19 protein-coding genes are annotated in these 15,576 nt (G+C 61.4%); 7 read left to right on the forward strand and 12 right to left on the reverse strand.

Annotated elements, in window-relative coordinates; all coding sequences use genetic code 11:
• Window positions 1-17: 17 nt before the first annotated feature.
• The 5 genes from AC13FN_RS14335 (at window position 18) to AC13FN_RS14355 (ending at window position 2,821) form a co-directional block, all read left to right on the forward strand.
• Entirely contained in the window at window positions 18-266 is a 249-nt protein-coding gene (locus AC13FN_RS14335) for a hypothetical protein (protein WP_482995114.1), read from the forward strand.
• Window positions 266-1,321 (forward strand): DNA-binding protein, encoded by a 1,056-nt coding sequence (locus AC13FN_RS14340; RefSeq protein ID WP_263934806.1) that lies wholly within the window; start codon window positions 266-268, stop codon window positions 1,319-1,321. The genes AC13FN_RS14335 and AC13FN_RS14340 overlap by 1 nt, the downstream gene beginning before the upstream one ends.
• A 99-nt stretch (window positions 1,322-1,420) precedes the next feature.
• A complete protein-coding gene (locus AC13FN_RS14345; RefSeq protein ID WP_263934805.1) occupies window positions 1,421-1,792 on the forward strand; it encodes a hypothetical protein in 372 nt (123 codons plus the stop codon).
• Window positions 1,785-2,141: a hypothetical protein gene (locus tag AC13FN_RS14350; RefSeq protein ID WP_482985107.1), complete on the forward strand. Its 357-nt coding sequence runs from the start codon at window positions 1,785-1,787 to the stop codon at window positions 2,139-2,141. The genes AC13FN_RS14345 and AC13FN_RS14350 overlap by 8 nt, the downstream gene beginning before the upstream one ends.
• 5 nt (window positions 2,142-2,146) lie before the next feature.
• Entirely contained in the window at window positions 2,147-2,821 is a 675-nt protein-coding gene (locus tag AC13FN_RS14355; RefSeq protein ID WP_263934803.1) for a YkgJ family cysteine cluster protein, read from the forward strand.
• 48 nt (window positions 2,822-2,869) lie between these two features.
• Here AC13FN_RS14355 and AC13FN_RS14360 read toward each other — a convergent pair whose 3' ends face one another.
• From AC13FN_RS14360 to AC13FN_RS14375, 4 genes are all read right to left on the reverse strand, one after another.
• Entirely contained in the window at window positions 2,870-3,544 is a 675-nt protein-coding gene (locus AC13FN_RS14360; RefSeq protein WP_263934802.1) for a DUF2026 family protein, read from the reverse strand.
• 184 nt (window positions 3,545-3,728) lie between these two features.
• Window positions 3,729-4,262: a hypothetical protein gene (locus tag AC13FN_RS14365; RefSeq protein ID WP_263934801.1), complete on the reverse strand. Its 534-nt coding sequence runs from the start codon at window positions 4,260-4,262 to the stop codon at window positions 3,729-3,731.
• A gap of 86 nt (window positions 4,263-4,348) precedes the next feature.
• A complete protein-coding gene (locus AC13FN_RS14370) occupies window positions 4,349-5,563 on the reverse strand; it encodes a hypothetical protein (protein WP_263934800.1) in 1,215 nt (404 codons plus the stop codon).
• A 34-nt stretch (window positions 5,564-5,597) separates the two neighbouring features.
• Window positions 5,598-5,954 carry a DUF3775 domain-containing protein gene (locus AC13FN_RS14375; RefSeq protein WP_263934799.1) on the reverse strand — a complete coding sequence of 119 codons (357 nt, stop codon included), beginning with the start codon at window positions 5,952-5,954 and terminating at the stop codon, window positions 5,598-5,600.
• A 161-nt stretch (window positions 5,955-6,115) separates the two neighbouring features.
• Between AC13FN_RS14375 and AC13FN_RS14380 the strand changes: the two genes are divergently transcribed.
• On the forward strand, window positions 6,116-7,345 hold the full coding sequence (locus tag AC13FN_RS14380; RefSeq protein ID WP_263934798.1) for a DNA methyltransferase: 1,230 nt from the start codon (window positions 6,116-6,118) through the stop codon (window positions 7,343-7,345).
• A 49-nt stretch (window positions 7,346-7,394) separates the two neighbouring features.
• Window positions 7,395-7,805: a hypothetical protein gene (locus tag AC13FN_RS14385; RefSeq protein ID WP_263934797.1), complete on the forward strand. Its 411-nt coding sequence runs from the start codon at window positions 7,395-7,397 to the stop codon at window positions 7,803-7,805.
• A 56-nt stretch (window positions 7,806-7,861) separates the two neighbouring features.
• Here AC13FN_RS14385 and AC13FN_RS14390 read toward each other — a convergent pair whose 3' ends face one another.
• From AC13FN_RS14390 to AC13FN_RS14425, 8 genes are all read right to left on the reverse strand, one after another.
• Entirely contained in the window at window positions 7,862-8,257 is a 396-nt protein-coding gene (locus AC13FN_RS14390; RefSeq protein WP_263934796.1) for a hypothetical protein, read from the reverse strand.
• On the reverse strand, window positions 8,254-8,454 hold the full coding sequence (locus AC13FN_RS14395) for a carbon storage regulator (protein ID WP_263934795.1): 201 nt from the start codon (window positions 8,452-8,454) through the stop codon (window positions 8,254-8,256). The genes AC13FN_RS14390 and AC13FN_RS14395 overlap by 4 nt, the downstream gene beginning before the upstream one ends.
• Window positions 8,455-8,502: 48 nt before the next feature.
• Window positions 8,503-9,153, reverse strand: a complete 651-nt coding sequence (locus AC13FN_RS14400) for a hypothetical protein (protein ID WP_263934794.1) — start codon at window positions 9,151-9,153, stop codon at window positions 8,503-8,505.
• A gap of 65 nt (window positions 9,154-9,218) precedes the next feature.
• Complete coding sequence (locus tag AC13FN_RS14405; protein WP_263934793.1) at window positions 9,219-10,121, reverse strand: nucleotidyl transferase AbiEii/AbiGii toxin family protein; 903 nt, start codon at window positions 10,119-10,121, stop codon at window positions 9,219-9,221.
• On the reverse strand, window positions 10,121-10,645 hold the full coding sequence (gene abiEi / locus AC13FN_RS14410; protein ID WP_263934792.1) for a type IV toxin-antitoxin system AbiEi family antitoxin: 525 nt from the start codon (window positions 10,643-10,645) through the stop codon (window positions 10,121-10,123). Before abiEi ends, AC13FN_RS14405 begins: the two co-directional genes overlap by 1 nt.
• 137 nt (window positions 10,646-10,782) lie before the next feature.
• Window positions 10,783-11,193, reverse strand: a complete 411-nt coding sequence (locus tag AC13FN_RS14415) for a hypothetical protein (protein ID WP_263934791.1) — start codon at window positions 11,191-11,193, stop codon at window positions 10,783-10,785.
• A gap of 39 nt (window positions 11,194-11,232) precedes the next feature.
• Window positions 11,233-14,910: a hypothetical protein gene (locus tag AC13FN_RS14420; RefSeq protein WP_263934790.1), complete on the reverse strand. Its 3,678-nt coding sequence runs from the start codon at window positions 14,908-14,910 to the stop codon at window positions 11,233-11,235.
• A gap of 74 nt (window positions 14,911-14,984) precedes the next feature.
• The gene (locus AC13FN_RS14425; RefSeq protein WP_263934789.1) at window positions 14,985-15,512 is read right to left on the reverse strand and encodes a hypothetical protein; all 528 of its coding nucleotides are present in this window, start codon (window positions 15,510-15,512) and stop codon (window positions 14,985-14,987) included.
• Between the last annotated feature and the right edge of the window lie 64 nt (window positions 15,513-15,576).

The raw sequence follows: 15,576 nt of genomic DNA on the forward strand, positions 1-15,576 counted from the left end.
TAGCTGCGTCATATCCCATGATCGCAATTCCCTTGAACGCTGAAAAACCAATCATGAACTCCATGTCTGAATTGAGCACGCCATGCCAAGGCCATGCTGCCGATGTCGCCAGTGCCGGCAATGCCGAGCATGTGATTCGACAGATCCTCGAACGTCGCAAGAAGTACAACGCCAGCGGACAGCGCGGGGAAGACATCGAGCTGATTCGTTCCGCGCTCGCTCGGGGCGGCGAACCATCACGATCTACCGCAGCGGAGGTGGCCTGATGGCCCAGAATCCCAGCCTTCGCCCCGATGAGGCGTACGAGGCGATCGAGTCCTTGGTGGCCGATGGTGTCACGCCCACCCATCAGGCTGTGCGCGAGCGCGTCGGCGGGCGTGGCAGCCCGCCCGTCATCTCGCGATATATCAACGAATGGTATGCCGCGAACGGTCCCGCATTTGCCTCCAAGGTTGTGGCCGAGCGCGATCGCAAACCTGCCGACGACTTGGCCGCAAAAGTCAGACAGGCGGTGGACGAAGCTGCGCAGGTCGTGTCGGCGGCAGAGCTCGAACGCCGGACTTCGCTGGACCGGCGCGAGCAGCAGTTGCAGGAGGCGCAGCTGGCCCTGGACATGCGGGAGGGGTCGCTGCTTGAACAGTCTGAAAAGCTGGCCGACCGCGAGGCGAATCTGGAGCGGCTGATCAGCGAGCTGCGGGCGGACAAAGCGTCCCTGAGTGCTCAGCTGGAGCGCTCGCAGAGCGAGGTCGGCCAGCTCAACGCAGAACTGCACCGCGTTCACGAAGGAGGCGCGGCCAGCAGGTTGGAAGCCGATGCCACGCGGGACAAGCTGCTGGCCCAGGTAGCTTCATTGGAAGTTCGGGTTGCGGAGCTGTCTGCGCGAGAGCAGTCAGCAAAGCAGGCCACTGAAGCCGCCCGGGAAGCCGAACAGATAGCCCTTGACGCGCTGTCAGCCTGGAACGAATCAGAGCAGGAGCGCCGCCAGATGGCTGCTGAGGCTCTGGAACGCGCCGTGGTGCTGAACACGCAGCTGTCAGCGGCGTTCCGGGCTGATCTGGATAGGGTCATTACTGAATCGTCCAGCCGCGAGCAAGCAAAGGCGGCAGAGCTGCGCGCGGCCTTGCAAGAGCTCAACGCCGCCAAGGAGAAGATTGCGGGTATGGAGGCACGTGTGGAGCTGTTGGCCGAAACCCAAGCCAATCTTGCAGCGGCTAAAGCTGAGAGGGATATGGCACAAAACACGGTTCGCGAGCTGGTCTCCTCTCTTCGTGAGCTTGCCAAGTCGACAACGAACGAGGCAGCGCCAGTCGCAAAGGGATAGTGGATCGTCGCCGCACAACTACATAGCTTCCACCATTCCGCCTTCGTGCTGTGACCACGCCCGAATCCATTTCTTGCTTTCAGATTAAGGAGAACGAAATTGACTAGTGGAAATACATCTGTTCAGAACGCCATCACTCCAGCAGCGAGCCATCTAGAGGATCAGCAGGCAGAGGAAGTGGGGGTGTTTCTCGGCGACGCCATCGCAAGTGTCATGCGCGGGGAGGTGAGCCCCGAGACGGTGATCCTCATGACAGCTCGTGCACTTATCGGCGTTGATTCGGCACTGCTGCAGGATGGAAAGAGGAAGCTCGCGAGCTGCGTAGGAAACACCGAGCTCGATTCGCAGCTCCCCGGGTACTTTCAAATGAATCGCGACACCTTAACTGGAGCGGATCGAGCGGCATGGTTGGCGGTTGCTGCTTTTCGTCACGTCAGCACGCAGACATGCGAGGAAAAGAATGGTGTCTAATCGAAGCGGTCAAGATCAGGACGGGCTGTTCGCTGAGATCGCAGAAGAGCTGCAGGTGACTGGCGTTAGCCTGAGCGCCAGTCAGGCGCGTGAGCTGGTGGCAGACGAAGATGAGCTGCTGGAAATGATCGAGGAATGGGGAGCGGATGATACGGAGCTGCTCGGCCGGCTGGCCAACCTACTGTCGCACCAGCTGCTCGGCGAAGCCTGGCCAACCTTCGGCGAAGCAACTCGCCCCGGTGCTGACTCGTTCCAGGAGCGGTTTGAGGCGGCAGCTAAGGCCTATGGATATGCGTTGGTCGATGCTGATTGCCGGGACGGTTTCCCGGATGACAAGCCAGGAAACTGATCGCAATGCGTCGTGCGCATGCGTCACTGCCACCTTCACTGCCGCGGCTCACCGAGCCCCAGCAAGAGCTGCTGCTCGCGCAGCGAGCGATTGAGCAGTCGGCCGCGAGCGACGCGGCCGACAAGGTTGCCAAACTGGCTTCTCGTGCGCCGAGCGACAGGAAGGCGCGGGAGCTGATTGCCCTCGCCGCGCGGACCCCGCGCCAGGGCAAGCGTATCCGCCTCATCCTGGAGGCCACCAGCGCTTGGGCGGAGCCATTCGCAGAGCTCTCGCCCTGTCGCCAAGGGTGTGACGCGTGTTGCCATCTGCCCGTTGTCATTACCTCGGCCGAAGCGCGTGCGCTTGCGAGCGCAACGGGGCGGGCAATGCAGGCACCCGCTGGGGCTCTTACCGTGCGAGCCTTTACCGAGGGGGCTGACGCCGGCCAGCTGCGGGATGGCGCACAGCATGACGGCGTCCCCTGCCCGTTCCTGGTCGACTCGGCGTGCTCTGCGTATGAAAGCCGCCCCACCGTATGCCGATCGCACCTGTCCCTTGCGCCCACCGCCCTGCTCTGCCAGGTGGTTCCAGGGCATCCCGTCGACGTCCCCTACGCGGACGCGACCATGATTCGCGCCTACGGCCTGATGCTGATGGTTGAGGAAGTCATGGCTGACATTCGAGACTTCTTTCCGGCCTGAGGCTAAGAGCCGTGACGCGTCACGGTAAATATCGCGGGAACCAGGCGGCTAGCTCGCAACGCCCCAGTAGCCATCTAGTTTGGGGACAGAAAGAACCGCCAGTTGAGACGCCGCAACGGTTGATCCGATCGGCATCGAAGCGGGAATCTCAGACGGCCAAGGACGGTACCAGTGCGCGCAGATATCAATCAGGTCGCCCACATCTGGGCGCACGCCATTTTGGGACAGGACCCATGCAGTGTGCTCTGCGCTACGCGCCAGTAAGAAGTCACCAGGGGCCGCAAGGTCTTCGACATCTTCCGCCATGTCGGCGGCAGACCTCACGAACGCCCGGCGCGGCACCTGCACGCCCTCGCCCAGGCCGGCGGCAATCAACGCTTCCCTGTAGAGCGGGGCCGTGAGGTCCACCATCCACTCACCAGCCGGCGTCTGGATCTGAATCCATGCGTGGAACGCGTCCTGGTCACTGTACCAGCGTCCGTCCTCCTGCTTTGCATAGCTCAGAACCTGTGGAGCCTCACGGGAACCACCAGTACAGACGAATGCACCGCCCACCGCCGGCATTGCCTGCATCCCATGGTGCTTACTCAGGAGGTAGGCGCCGGCCAGAGCGTAGAAGATGCAGGACTTGGTTGGGCTCCCGCCACCAACGGCGAGCACCGACCGGATGACGCCATGAAGGCGACAGTAGTCGTTGATGGAGATCGGCGGGGTCGGGCTCATGGCAGTTCCATCTGGCGGCATAAGCGCAGCATGCTACCAAGTCCTGGAACTCCACCCAATCAGGGGCGGCCGCCCTGTAAGCACCACCATCGCCGCGAGGTGGTGGTGCAACGACCGCGGATCTGGCTACTGCCGGTCGGCCTGCCCGATGCCAGGTGCGGTGGTGCGGATTGCCTGTAACGCACTACGCCAGCTCTGGCGCTTGGGACGGCAGCCGCTTTCGATTGCTGCGCGGCATGGCCATACACGACAATCCCTCGCCGTATGACTGTCCCTGGCTGTCAAGAAGCCATTGGTAGTGATCGAGGGCTGCCCCGTAATCTCGCCCCCTCAGCGTCTTGCGCTCCTTCTTTGCTGCCGCCAGCCATTCGGCGACGGCATCGTCATTGTCAGCGAGCCATTCCATATGCTCCAGGTACTTTGCATCCAGGACATCAAGCTCCCCGATGCCGGCCAGTTCTCGGTTGAATTCAGCGTAAAGGAGGATCGCACAGATGAGGATGGGGAAAGCGCAAGCTGCAGCGACCACGCGATCGTCCGGAGAGGCAAGGTGGATCACCAGGACTGAAGCGGCGGCGGCCATTCCCATGAAGAACCACAGCACCGGGTTCAGGAACTTCTCGTAGGCAAACACCTTCCATCGCAACCTGCGATTGGTGGCCTGGCGATCTGAGAGAACGTCAGGCAGGGCCGGCTCCGGATTTGGCTTGCTCTTCATGCGACTCATCCTTTGGGTGATACGACGCGTTGGAGGGATAGCGGCTCGGCCATTCGCAACTGAAGGCCGGCCGCCATCACCGGGGGCTACATCCGTGGCGCTGGAGAGTTCTCGGCGTTGAACTCGTCGACCGCTTCTCGCAGCCAATCGGGCATTGGCTGCGCCTGCGATTGGTCTCCGACGTAGGATTGCACATCATGGGGTGCCCTGCCGTTTGGATTGAGTGCTACCGCTAGCTCTTCGAGCGCAGCCACTTCTGCATTCCGCAGCAGCTCATTCGCCAACGCGACCTGCGAGCCCGGCTCGGCCGGCGCATGCGCCAGCTCCTGATCCGCTCCTGCGAGAAAGAACAGATTGCCGGCGAACTCGCACGTCAGGTCCGGCGTCCCGCGAGCTTCCGCAATATCGCGCAAGTCGCTTTCAAGCAGCTCAAGCATCCCCGCAACCTTCTCGACAAGCGGCTGCTTCTTGAACTCCATGTACTGCTTCACCGCGGTCTCGACTGGAACAACGTTGCATGACTGCCCCTCCGCATCGGTGTAGCTATTCCACGAACTGCGGAAGACCAGTGCCTGCTGATCAGCGTCCACGGCCAAGATCTGGAAGCTATGCGTTACCTTTTCGATGGAATTGGTTGGATGATTGTCTTCCACGTACTGGAGCGCGGTGCGAACCTCCTCAGGAACGGTGTGCTGAAAGCGCTGCACATCGCTGGGCCAGAAGTTATCGATATCCAACCGGCGTTCAATATCTCGAACGGAGCGGCCATCCCAGTGATAGTCTGCAATGCTCTCCGGAACTGGCAGTTGATCGTCCATCACGTTTCGATCAGCCTCCTCATCGGCCGCCGCCGCCGTGGCTGGCGCGGCCATAAATGCGCTCAAGTCGGCTTCGACGGCGTCGAGATTGCCGATGGGAAACCCTCTGGGGAAGATGCGAGCGAGATCCTGGTACGCGCTGTCACTCACGTACGGGCGGCGCGGCTTCCCACTTAAGAGCATGCCGGCGGCCTGTTCTGCCAGGGTGTAATAGGCGTCCTCGCGTGTCTTGCCCTCGATGATCAGCTCCCAGCCCTCTTTCGCCTGGAAGCCGAACGGTGAAATGACCATTGGGTCCCGCGGCTGGCCATCAGTATTGGTCACCAACGACAACCCTACGGCCCGCTCGACGGCTTTACCCAGCTGCTTCAGCAGGGCCGGACGCTTTGCGAGCGCGAAGATCTGCTCCCGAAGCTCGGGCACAAGCATCGGCACCGGATCTGGCTCAACGAACGGAAGCGGCGGAGGGGTCGCGAGGGCCATGCAATGTTCCTTTGTCGGTGTTGGGGTGATGCGCTCAACTGTTCTTGCGAAGGTTCTTGAACGCCGTCGTGAAGTAGCTTTCGAGGTTGTGCGCCGTCTTTGTTTCAAATGCCAAGTACGCATCGGCCCTGCCCTGCCAGACCGTTTCAGTAGTCGCATCCAGGTCCTCTGAGTCGCCATTGCGGCAGTCCCGTCCGAAGAACATCAGGCCGACGAGCTGCTTCAGCTGTGCATCCGTGAGGCTGTTCAGGAAGCGGCGAAGCGGCGCGAGAGCTTCCCGTCGAGCGAAGAGCGCAGCCTTCACGTCATCAGCAGCAGCGATGGCGCCGGGGCGCTCTGCCTCTTTGAGGAGCCGGACCAGTTCTGTGGCGTGTTGCTTCAGCGCGTGCACAAGGTTTCCTTAACCAGCAAGATCGAAGAAGCATCATAAGCCCGGCGAAACGGCCCAGCTGGAGCAATGCTAACTCGTAGCATACTGCAATGATAGTTGTTGACGCAGGGGGCGTTACATACAATGGGGCGAAGCAAATTCACCCAACGATAGGTACAGCCATGGCGGGCACCAACCTCTCAGCCGACGAAGTGCAACGAGCGGTAATTTCAGCGTACGAAGAATCTGAAGACACGCTCACCAATACCGACCTCTACCGACAGGTGCAGGCCAAGCTCGGCCTGACTGACATGCAGATGTCCGAGTCCGCACCGGTCGGCAAGTCCGGGCGAACCCACAACCTTGCTCACCGCCGTTTGCGGTGGTGTCAGCAGAACGCTCGGCGCATGGGCTTGCTGGAGCGGGTGGAGGGGAAACGCGGTGTATGGCGCTTGAAGAAGCGGCAACAGGACGATCCGAAACAAGCGCCGGCGGGCATGGCGCTTGTGGCCTTCAGCACAAAGCTGGGGGTGGCTATTTTCGCCAGGTGCGAATCGGTGTTTCCTCACCTCCATGACGGGGTAGCGGTAGCCATCACTTCACCGCCGTACGCGGTCGCCAAAGGGCGGGCGTATGGGAAGGTCGGAGAGCGTGAGTACGTCGATTTCATCTGCAGCTCGTTGGAGCCGATCGTAAAAGCGCTCTTGCCGGGTGGCTCCGTGGCATTGAACATCAGCAATGACGTGTTCGAGCGCGGCTCTGCAGCGCGATCGCTCTACAAGTATCGACTCGTACTCGCCCTTCACCACCGGCTCGGCCTCCAGCTCTGCGATGAGGTGATCTGGGCCAAGGGCTCTCCCGTGCCCGGGGTGCCTATGCAGTGGTGCGCAAAGTCCAGGCAGCAGTTGAACGCGGCCTACGAACCCATCCTCGTGTTCACAAACTCCCCGAAGGAGTGGTTCGCGTCTGTCGACCGAGTGCTGCAGCCCGTGAGCGAGCGCCACGCCCGGCTGATCGCTCGCGGCGGGGAGCAGCGCACAGCCAGCTATAGTGACGGCGCTCACACCCTCAAGCCGGGCTCCTTTGGCCGCCCGGTTGAAGGGACCATCATGCGAAATGTGATCAACCTTGGTCACTTCGATAAAGAGTCGGTTGCGCTGAACCGGTACGCCAAGGCAAACGGGCTCCAAGCACACGGGGCGCCCATGCCCTATCGCTTGGCGGAGATCCTGGTGCGTTGGCTCTCACGGCCCGGCGACCTGGTGGTCGACCCATTCGGGGGCCGCTTGACCACGGCAGCTGCAGCCGAACGGACGGGGCGCAACTGGCTGGCGTGCGACTCCCAATGGGACTACCTCGCTCAGGCCGTAACGCGCTTCCCTGGAGCCAGGCTCAATCAAAACGCGGCGTGATTACACACACCGAACTAAGCTTGCCCAAACCCTCGCAAGGAGATCATTCATGACCCCTGTTACCGCCGCCACCCTGCTGGTTGATCCGACGCTTCCGCCCGGTTTCGACGACACCCCCAACGAGGAGCGCTCCACGGCCGAGCTGGACCAGTGGTGGGACGTTCCCTACGCCCAGACCATGCCCAGTGGCGCCCTGGCCGTGCGATGCCTCCACGGAGGCGCATGGGACCGGAGCTCGGCCCTTGGGACTGCAGCGACGGTCGAGGAAGCTGCCGAGCTGGCCAACACCAAACTGGCCGAATGGGTAGCTATGCGATCACGCGCAGTCCTGCATTGTGACGGAGATGGTCGCAACCATCTGATTCGCCCGTCTGCCCGCCCTGATCGTGCCCCGGAAGTCATTTTGGCGGACTGTACCCGAGAGGCAGCCGCCGCCTGGGTCGACCAGAACGAGCATTGAGCCTCGACCCCCGACCGCAGCCGAAGCACTGAGCTCGGCTGCGGCCACCCGGGCATTCAGTGCGGCCGCGCCAAAGGCCCGTCTGCGTCACGGGCAAGCGCCCATACCATCCCGACTGCCACAACACTCAACGTGGCGTATGGCATCGCCACGGCGAGCATGAAAAGCGCATGGTCCCAAGGGCCATCGGCGATTGGCATCCCGAACGCAGTGACCAGGCCGCGGGCGCTGTGCCTGATCAAAAGGGTCAGTGCCACCATCACTGTCGAGGCAAACGCGACGATCGTGGCCGCTTCCCAGCGGTTCTTGGTACATGCATGCGCAGCGATGACCAACAGCGCACCGCCGGCCGCGATGCCCAGCATCGTGGGGAGCTTGGAGGCGGTGGTCAGCCCGTAGAGAGCCAGGCACAGACACACGGCCTGGACAGTACTGGGGCGATGCAAAGTCATTGAGTACCGCCCTGCTTGATCTTCCGGTAGATCTCTGCACGCCAGACGTGGACCTGCCGCGGCGCACTTATCTGCAGGCGCGCCTGAAGCTTGTTGATCTTGGACAGGCGGATCACGACCTCGTCGCCGATCCGAATCCCGTCATCTACGTCGAGCGTAAACTCGACAGTGCGGCTCAGGCCTTCACTTACGTTCATGCCGAGAAGCCTACCCACAAACGCCAGGCACTGCACGCTGCAGGCTGGTCACGGAGCCATTCCTTGCCCCAGCTCCAGCTCCTCTTTCATCGCCACCGCACTGGCCAACATCGAGTCCAGCCTCTCGCCAAAGGGAAGCTCCGGGAAGGAAAAATCGTCCAGCCGTGCTCGCTCATCATCGTCAACGGCGCCCCAGAGCATTGCAGCCTTCTGAAGGTGCTCCTTGATCTCGTCAAGGCGCTCGGCCGGATCTACCTTGAGACCAAAACGCTGCTGAGCAGCGCGATGAATTCGCATCGCCATGGCCGCCGCGGAAACATCCATCGTGTCCGGCAAATGCTGCCGCTCGGCAGGAGACTGCTCAATCCTTCGTAGCGAAGTGCAGATCGATACGACGTTGCGCCCTGCCCCGACCTGCTCGAACTGATGCTCAAGCACGACATTGGCTTCATCGACCTGGAGGTGAAGTGCCTTGAAGCGTTCACCACCCCATCCCAGGTCCCGTAGTTTGTTGCGGACGGCAACCAGTCGACGCTGCAACGCTGAATCCAGCATGTCCTGGTAGCCAAGCTTCACAGCATCGTCTGCCTTCGCCGCTCGAAGCCCGGCCATTCCGCCCGCAGCCTTGATGAGGGCGATATCGGCCTCGCTCATGCCGCAATCGGCCCAGGCCTTCGCTTCTTCATGGGTAAACGTCATTGTTGCGCCCTCAGTGTTCTCTGAAGCTTACTACAACAATAGTCGATCAAAGAACGGGGGCGAGGTCAGCCCGGCCGAGCGGCCGGCGCAAGCTCCAGCCCCTCTTCAGCCTTGTTGAGGACCTCGCGAGCGCCGGACAGATATCGCTCGACGAAGCTGGAGTTATCCAGCTGCCTTGCAAGCGTGGGGGTGACAAAGCGCACCATCTCAGCGCGGAACCCGGCAGCGGCATCTGGCCCATCCAGTCGGCCACGACATAGCTCGATCCGCTCAGCGATGTCGGTCACTCCGTAGTCAGCGAACTTCTTCTGCACCAGGTCGAAGTCAATCTTGTTACCCCGATCCTGCAACCACGCCAGGTCCCACAGGTCACGGGCCTTCAAATGCCTCCTGGCCACCAGGGCGACGACCTTGTCCGCCAGCACCTCTTTCTCCGATTCGACGCGGAGAGCCACATCGGAATAGACGTCGGAAAGGAAGTTATAGCGCGGCTGAAGGAGGACAGTCTCGACCTCGTACGCCGGCACGTTGACGACCTCAAAGTGGATCTTTTGCTTGGCCACAAAACCGGGAACGTTGACGTTGAAAGACCATCGTTTCACCGCGATGTTATCGCCGCTGAACTCACGATCCGGCCCAGGCTTGGGCGCGACGACATCCATGGTCAGCCCATAGCGGTCCAAGGCGTGCTCCTTCAGCAGCGCCTCCATGTCGCGAAGGTCGAATGGCTCAGAAGCGTCCGCGCCGCAGACGAAATCGAGATCTTCGCTGTAGCGGTTGCCACCGCGTGCCAGCCGCAGAGACGTGCCGCCTTGGAACACCACGGCGTTGGCCAGCTCGCTACGGCTAAGTCCGTAGAGGATTGAGTAGTGCAGCAGCTCTTTGACGATCGCCGACCGTGCTGGAACGTCGATACCACCAGCTTCCCGCTCAGCCAACTGCAGCAGCTCATCGAATGTATACCGCATCACTCTTCCTCAGCTGGCAGCACCAGCCCGGTGTTACGACCAGTGTGGTGCAGATCTTCCAACGCGAGCTCTTCGCTCGCAAAGTGGATGGAACGGTCTGGCAAGAACATCATGCGATCGCGCATCGCGTGGATGTCCCGCTTGGAGTGCGTGAACTCAATCACGCCAAGCGGGGTCTCGAACGTCCTTGACGTGCCGGTGGTCATCAGGGTCAGCCTCGTCGGGATCTGTGAGATCCGCCCGTATTCGTGGAGAGCAGATTCGAGGCTCACATAAAAGCTATCGTCAGGCCGCAGCCGGGCCGCCAACCTCTCCAGCGCCCAGGACGGAGGCTGCAGGTAGGGGTTCCGGTAGATGCCTTGGCCCAGTCGCTGAACCTCACCGGCCTTCGTGTAGCGAGACATCAGCACCCGGAACGTGTTCACGCTCTGGCCCAGGGCCAAGCGCAAAGTGGCTTCACTGACAGCCCAGCCGCCCTGCTTGGCAAGCGCTCTGAAGGCTTTGTTAAGGTTGGCGGTGCTCATATTATGTACATTATTGTACATGTTTAGATCACCTCCGCAATGCCCGGTAGACACTCGATTTACACCAGCGTACATTTTGCGAATACCGACAAGCCCAAGCCCCATACCGCCGGCTCCGCGGCCGTGGCCACGGAGGGTCACGGGCTAAACGCCGGCGCATCCATCTCGTCGGGCTCCTGGCTGGCAAGCTGACGCAGCCCCTGGTCTGCCGCCAGGATGCGTGCCTCGATCAGCTCCACTAGGGGCATCGTTAGATGAGGCGCGAAGGCCACCTGCTTCGCATCCAGGTCGGCCACCGCCGCAATGGCCCGCTCCCGGTCCATCAATGTCCAGTTCTCTTCGGCAACGCGCGGCCGCGCGTACTTGAGCGTCGGAATACCTTCAACGCGCGGCCAGTCAACCCGCTGCACGCAACGTCCGTGTGCATCGAGAATGACGTACGTCTGGTCCTGCAGGGCGCGGGCAAACCGTGCGTGCAGCGCCTTCCACTGCGCAAGGCTGCTGATCAGCCCTTGTTCGAGATCCAATCTCACCTTTTCATCGTCCACACACATCCCCTGTTCGTAATCCCGTTTGCCTGTCGAGCGCTAAAACTTCAACGCAACCTGCTCACCCTCAACCACCAATTCGCGATCCATCTCCCCATGGACTGGTGGCGGCGACTGATCGCAAAGCAGCGACGACGGCAGGCTCCGATGGAGGCTATTGTCGCCGGAGCGTTTGAACATTGGCATCCCCTGCAGCACAGATGCGCGCATTGCGTCGGTAATCTGGACGCAGTGCACGGCAACCGATGGAGCCAAACCCTCTGCCCAGACGTTACGGCCGGCCTTCAACTGCTCCATGGCCTGCTCTTTGGTCAGGCTCACAGACACGTCCCCTGGCATGCTCTTGAAGCTATGCCGTTCGACCGATCGGAACGACGCGAACTCGTCCAGCCGGTCCAGTTCATCAGGAAGGAGAAGCTCAAGGCTTTCATCATCTACGTCACCAGTGGCAACGCGGGTCTGCGAGACCGCCGAATCGAAACGCTTTGCCCATCTGGCAACCGCGCTTGGCACGATCTTGTCATAGAAGCCCCGCATTCCACTTCCGCCGACGTAAAGGCCGTCTTGGACCAGCTTGCCAGTTGCATCGCTACGGATCGTGGAGGCGATGTCCTTCCCAAAGATCTTTTCAGCCACAAGGCCTACTGCGCCTTCGTGGGAGCACTGTACGACCCTGCCTTCTGCATCAAGCTGGCAAGCAAACGACTGCCTGCCGCCCTGGAAAGCGATCACTCTCTTTAGACCGTCATACGTAGTCCAGTCGATCTTGTCGACGGCCTGCCGCAGCTCGTTGCTGTACCGGCGAACCTGCAGGTCTCCGGTCGTCCATGCAATGTGCTTGTACCGCACCGGCGACTCGGCGGCCCATCGGGCAACCCGCTTGATTGCAAGCATTGCCCACTCTTCCGAGCGCTTGAACGGAGCGTCTGGTACACGACCTTGCTCAAGCGCTACGGTCCGAGTGATCAACTGATTTCGACGTCGAAGGAGGTCACCAAAGTTGCTGCCCTCCGGAAGACTGTTCGTGATCGGATCTCGCAAGTCGCTGACACGAAAAATCTCGGCTTCAAGTTCCTTGAGCTCAAGCTCAAGCCCTTCCACGTGCTTGAGCGCTTGGCGATCGCGATAGCCATTGGTGCGCCCCTTCTGATGCAGGTCGCTCTGGATCTCCTCAATCAGAAGAATGCGCTCGCCCTCCGGCGTCACACGGTCTGCGAAACGAACATGCGCAAGGATTGTGCTGTGCTCTTTGCGGAAGTGCTCTGCTTCGTAACTGAGCTTTGCCAGCGAATCGCATTCGCGACGGTAATTGGCAGATGTCTCGCGAACTTCAGCGTACAGCCCGGATAGATCTACGCCCTCATCGCCCTGCTTCCGAGCTTCATCAAGCCGGGCTTCAGCGGCCCGGAACGCTGCTGCCGCTCCACGCATAGCAGAGTCGTCAGGCGCCGGCATACAGAGGAGGATCTCGCGATACGTCTCTCCGGAATGCAGCATTGCGACAGCGTCGCGGCCTGCGCCAGGCAACTGGTAACCGTCATACAAGGTCGCCCCGCCCCCCTGCCGCAATGCACTGTCCAGCGCGAGCTTCAGCGGCTCAGGTGCAGCATCCAGATCGACGTGGTTGTAGTCCTCATCAACGAGCTCGATCTCGCCGTTTGAAAGTCGCAGTGTCCAGCCAAGCTCATCACACAGCGCGGCAACCTCGGGCAGCTCTCCGAGAACAACCTCTTCCAGCGGCACAACATTTGCTCTGATATAGGACGAAAGTTCTTCCCGGGTAACCTCGCCCTGCTGCTGCTCCAACCAAGCATCGACACCTACCCATGCACGCTCGGCGGCCTTATATTCGCCGCGCCTCTGACTGCCATTCAGCCACCCCTGCCATTTCTCTGCGGTGGCGCTGCGCGGCAGGCCCTTGCCGTGCTCCAAAACCTGCAGGAGCTCGGAATAGAACGGCTGGCCGTTGCCAACCCGCCTGCGAAACGCCGGCGCGGCGTCTGGAGCCAGGTTCGCGCTGAAGTCGGCGTGGTAGATCGACTTGACCTGCTCCGGGTAGAACGCGCGGTACTCCGGCGCCTGGGCAAGGCCATGGTCATAGCCATCTGCTGCCGCCAGCTCCACTGGCCTGGTAAATTGGTCACTGGAGGTGAACAGGCCAGTGAACGTGAAACCATCGAAACCTGCACGCTTGGCAAGCTCTACAAAAGCAGGATTGTCGGCCACATCATGGTTGTATGCGTAATCCCAGGATTGCAGCTCTGCGGGCTCACCCGAGAAGTCCTCCCAGTCGTCGAGCTCGGGGTTGCCGCCGGCAGGCAGGTGCCGAATGTAGCCGTCAGTACGCGCAAATGCTGCCTTCACCTCGTCCGCGGTTACAGCGCCCCCAGCGGTCATCATCTCCACCAGGGAACCGACTTCCACCACATCCTCGAACGGATGGCCGAGCTGCAGCGGGTTGGTCAGGTTGAGAAACGCCGCGCTCACCCGAGGCGTATTCAGAGGGTCGAAATTCCGTGGCGAAGTAAGGGCATACACGCTGGCGATGTCAGGCGAGCTGCTGTAGGGCACGCTTGGCAGGTGTGTGGCCTGAAACGCCGACTCTGCCAGCGGCCCCCACTCTCCGCGGAATACGGGGAGCAGCGTTCCATCGGGCCGCCGAATTTTGCTGCCGGCGAACTCTGGCGCGGCCGTATCCGCTACGGCCCCGTTTGCCTGTCGGAACGCCAATTTGAGCTCACTGGCCGTCTCGTCCTGTGTCCTCAGCCCGTCGCGCCAGGCCACCAACGCGCCCGCAACCGCTTCGCGGGCCGCTTCCAGATCGTTGACCAGCTCGGCGCCGCCGGTGGCCGTCTGGTAGCCATCTGGCCTTCCGCGAATGGCATCGAGTAACTGCGCCAGAAATCCGCGCAGGAACTCGATCAACCTGGTAAGCAAGGCGCGATCGTCAAGGCTGCGCCACACTTCCTCACGCATGAGCATATCGCCAACGATGTCGGCAACTGCCTCCTCGCGGAGTGCATCATCCCCGATCAGGACAGAATCCTGGCTCCGGCTGATGGCACGCAATCTAGCTGCGTGCTTTGCGAAAGCCGGTTGGTCGATGATCGGCCGCAGGGCCACGACCAGGTCGTCATACAGGTCCGGCGCTTGCTGCCGCATCCTGTGCAGTGCCTCGTGCCCGAGCACCGCAGTGATCGGCAGCGCTGCATCCACGTTGACGTATATTCGGTCGTCCCCCGCGCGGCGCAGATCCACAGCCTCAAAGCTCAGGCGCGGGTCATCGCCAACGTTGCGGAAGAACACCGGACGAATGCCCAGAAGCTCTTTGAACGCGTTTGCGCGAATCTGGGTTGCCGCGTCCGGCGAGGCCTCGTGCAGATGCTCCACGCTCACCGCGTCACGCATCTGCCGCTGCATGGAGGTCTTCAACTCCTGCAGTGGGTCTCGGCTATGCAGCACTGTCTCTCTCGCCACCAGCGATTCGCTGGCTCCAGGGAATGCGGAACGAAGTTCAGACAAGGAGATCGACAGCTTGGAACGTACGTAACGCCCAGGTCCGTCCCCACGAAACCCGAGCGCCCTCACCGCTTCACGCAAACGGCGAGCGCCGCTGACCTTGATCGTAAGCTGACGGCTAGCGCCTAGATCTTCCACGATCAGCTCGGCGCCGAAGGCGGACAGATCGGGCCAGCGAATGGGCGCACTCTGGTTCATTGGTCAGATCCTTCAGGTGGTCGGGCCGGAGAGCGCATTGCCGTCGAGCTCGGCATCTGGCCCATTTCGATCTGTCAGGGCTGCAGTCGGCGGGTAAGCGCTTCACGATCTTCGATCAGTTCGCGAAGGGCGGGGGCTTCATACTGCTCGATCCGCTGAGGAAGGCTGGCTTCGAGCAGATTGACTGCCCGCTGGGTAATGAATCGCATCGTGCCCGCATCGTTGGAGCACGTGGCCACACGCATGGCGTCAATACCGAGCCCCGCATAGACCTCGCGCTCTGTACGCCCGCTATGCATCAGCCGCCAATCGACCTGGCTCTGCTGGGACGCGTGACGCGTCACAAAACCGGGCCCGTGCGGGTTGATCGCCACGGTGATACCAAGAGCCTCAGCAGCAATTCGTCCTGCAGCTTCCATCGCCGCCAGGTCATTGGCTCGCGCGAGCGTCTGGATGTTCATGTGCGGCCGCCCCATCACCTCATGGATGCCAGCGGCACGGTTCGCAGGAGGTGAGACATGCTGCGGGGAAGCAGCCACTGTCGCGGATGGCGCAGGGCGATTGCCCTTGAACTGTTCGAGGAGGTTTGCAATGAATCCCATTGATAGATCCTGGTCAATGCGGTTCGCGGACAGGCACTGCCCGGCTGGATGGCGTCAAAAACAG

Source organism: Stenotrophomonas sp. 115C5, assembly GCF_056861055.1.

What these genes read in the sequence shown, in the direction of transcription:
- AC13FN_RS14355 (WP_263934803.1), top strand. Translation starts at nt 2,147, where the DNA reads ATGCGTCGTGCGCATGCGTCACTGCCACCTTCACTGCCGCGGCTCACC.
- AC13FN_RS14370 (WP_263934800.1), bottom strand. Translation starts at nt 5,563, where the DNA reads ATGGCCCTCGCGACCCCTCCGCCGCTTCCGTTCGTTGAGCCAGATCCG.
- AC13FN_RS14365 (WP_263934801.1), bottom strand. Translation starts at nt 4,262, where the DNA reads ATGAAGAGCAAGCCAAATCCGGAGCCGGCCCTGCCTGACGTTCTCTCA.
- AC13FN_RS14425 (WP_263934789.1), bottom strand. Translation starts at nt 15,512, where the DNA reads ATGGGATTCATTGCAAACCTCCTCGAACAGTTCAAGGGCAATCGCCCT.
- AC13FN_RS14335 (WP_482995114.1), top strand. Translation starts at nt 18, where the DNA reads ATGATCGCAATTCCCTTGAACGCTGAAAAACCAATCATGAACTCCATG.
- AC13FN_RS14360 (WP_263934802.1), bottom strand. Translation starts at nt 3,544, where the DNA reads ATGAGCCCGACCCCGCCGATCTCCATCAACGACTACTGTCGCCTTCAT.
- AC13FN_RS14390 (WP_263934796.1), bottom strand. Translation starts at nt 8,257, where the DNA reads ATGACTTTGCATCGCCCCAGTACTGTCCAGGCCGTGTGTCTGTGCCTG.
- AC13FN_RS14405 (WP_263934793.1), bottom strand. Translation starts at nt 10,121, where the DNA reads ATGCGGTATACATTCGATGAGCTGCTGCAGTTGGCTGAGCGGGAAGCT.
- AC13FN_RS14420 (WP_263934790.1), bottom strand. Translation starts at nt 14,910, where the DNA reads ATGAACCAGAGTGCGCCCATTCGCTGGCCCGATCTGTCCGCCTTCGGC.
- AC13FN_RS14395 (WP_263934795.1), bottom strand. Translation starts at nt 8,454, where the DNA reads ATGAACGTAAGTGAAGGCCTGAGCCGCACTGTCGAGTTTACGCTCGAC.
- AC13FN_RS14380 (WP_263934798.1), top strand. Translation starts at nt 6,116, where the DNA reads ATGGCGGGCACCAACCTCTCAGCCGACGAAGTGCAACGAGCGGTAATT.
- AC13FN_RS14340 (WP_263934806.1), top strand. Translation starts at nt 266, where the DNA reads ATGGCCCAGAATCCCAGCCTTCGCCCCGATGAGGCGTACGAGGCGATC.
- AC13FN_RS14400 (WP_263934794.1), bottom strand. Translation starts at nt 9,153, where the DNA reads ATGACGTTTACCCATGAAGAAGCGAAGGCCTGGGCCGATTGCGGCATG.
- abiEi (WP_263934792.1), bottom strand. Translation starts at nt 10,645, where the DNA reads ATGAGCACCGCCAACCTTAACAAAGCCTTCAGAGCGCTTGCCAAGCAG.
- AC13FN_RS14385 (WP_263934797.1), top strand. Translation starts at nt 7,395, where the DNA reads ATGACCCCTGTTACCGCCGCCACCCTGCTGGTTGATCCGACGCTTCCG.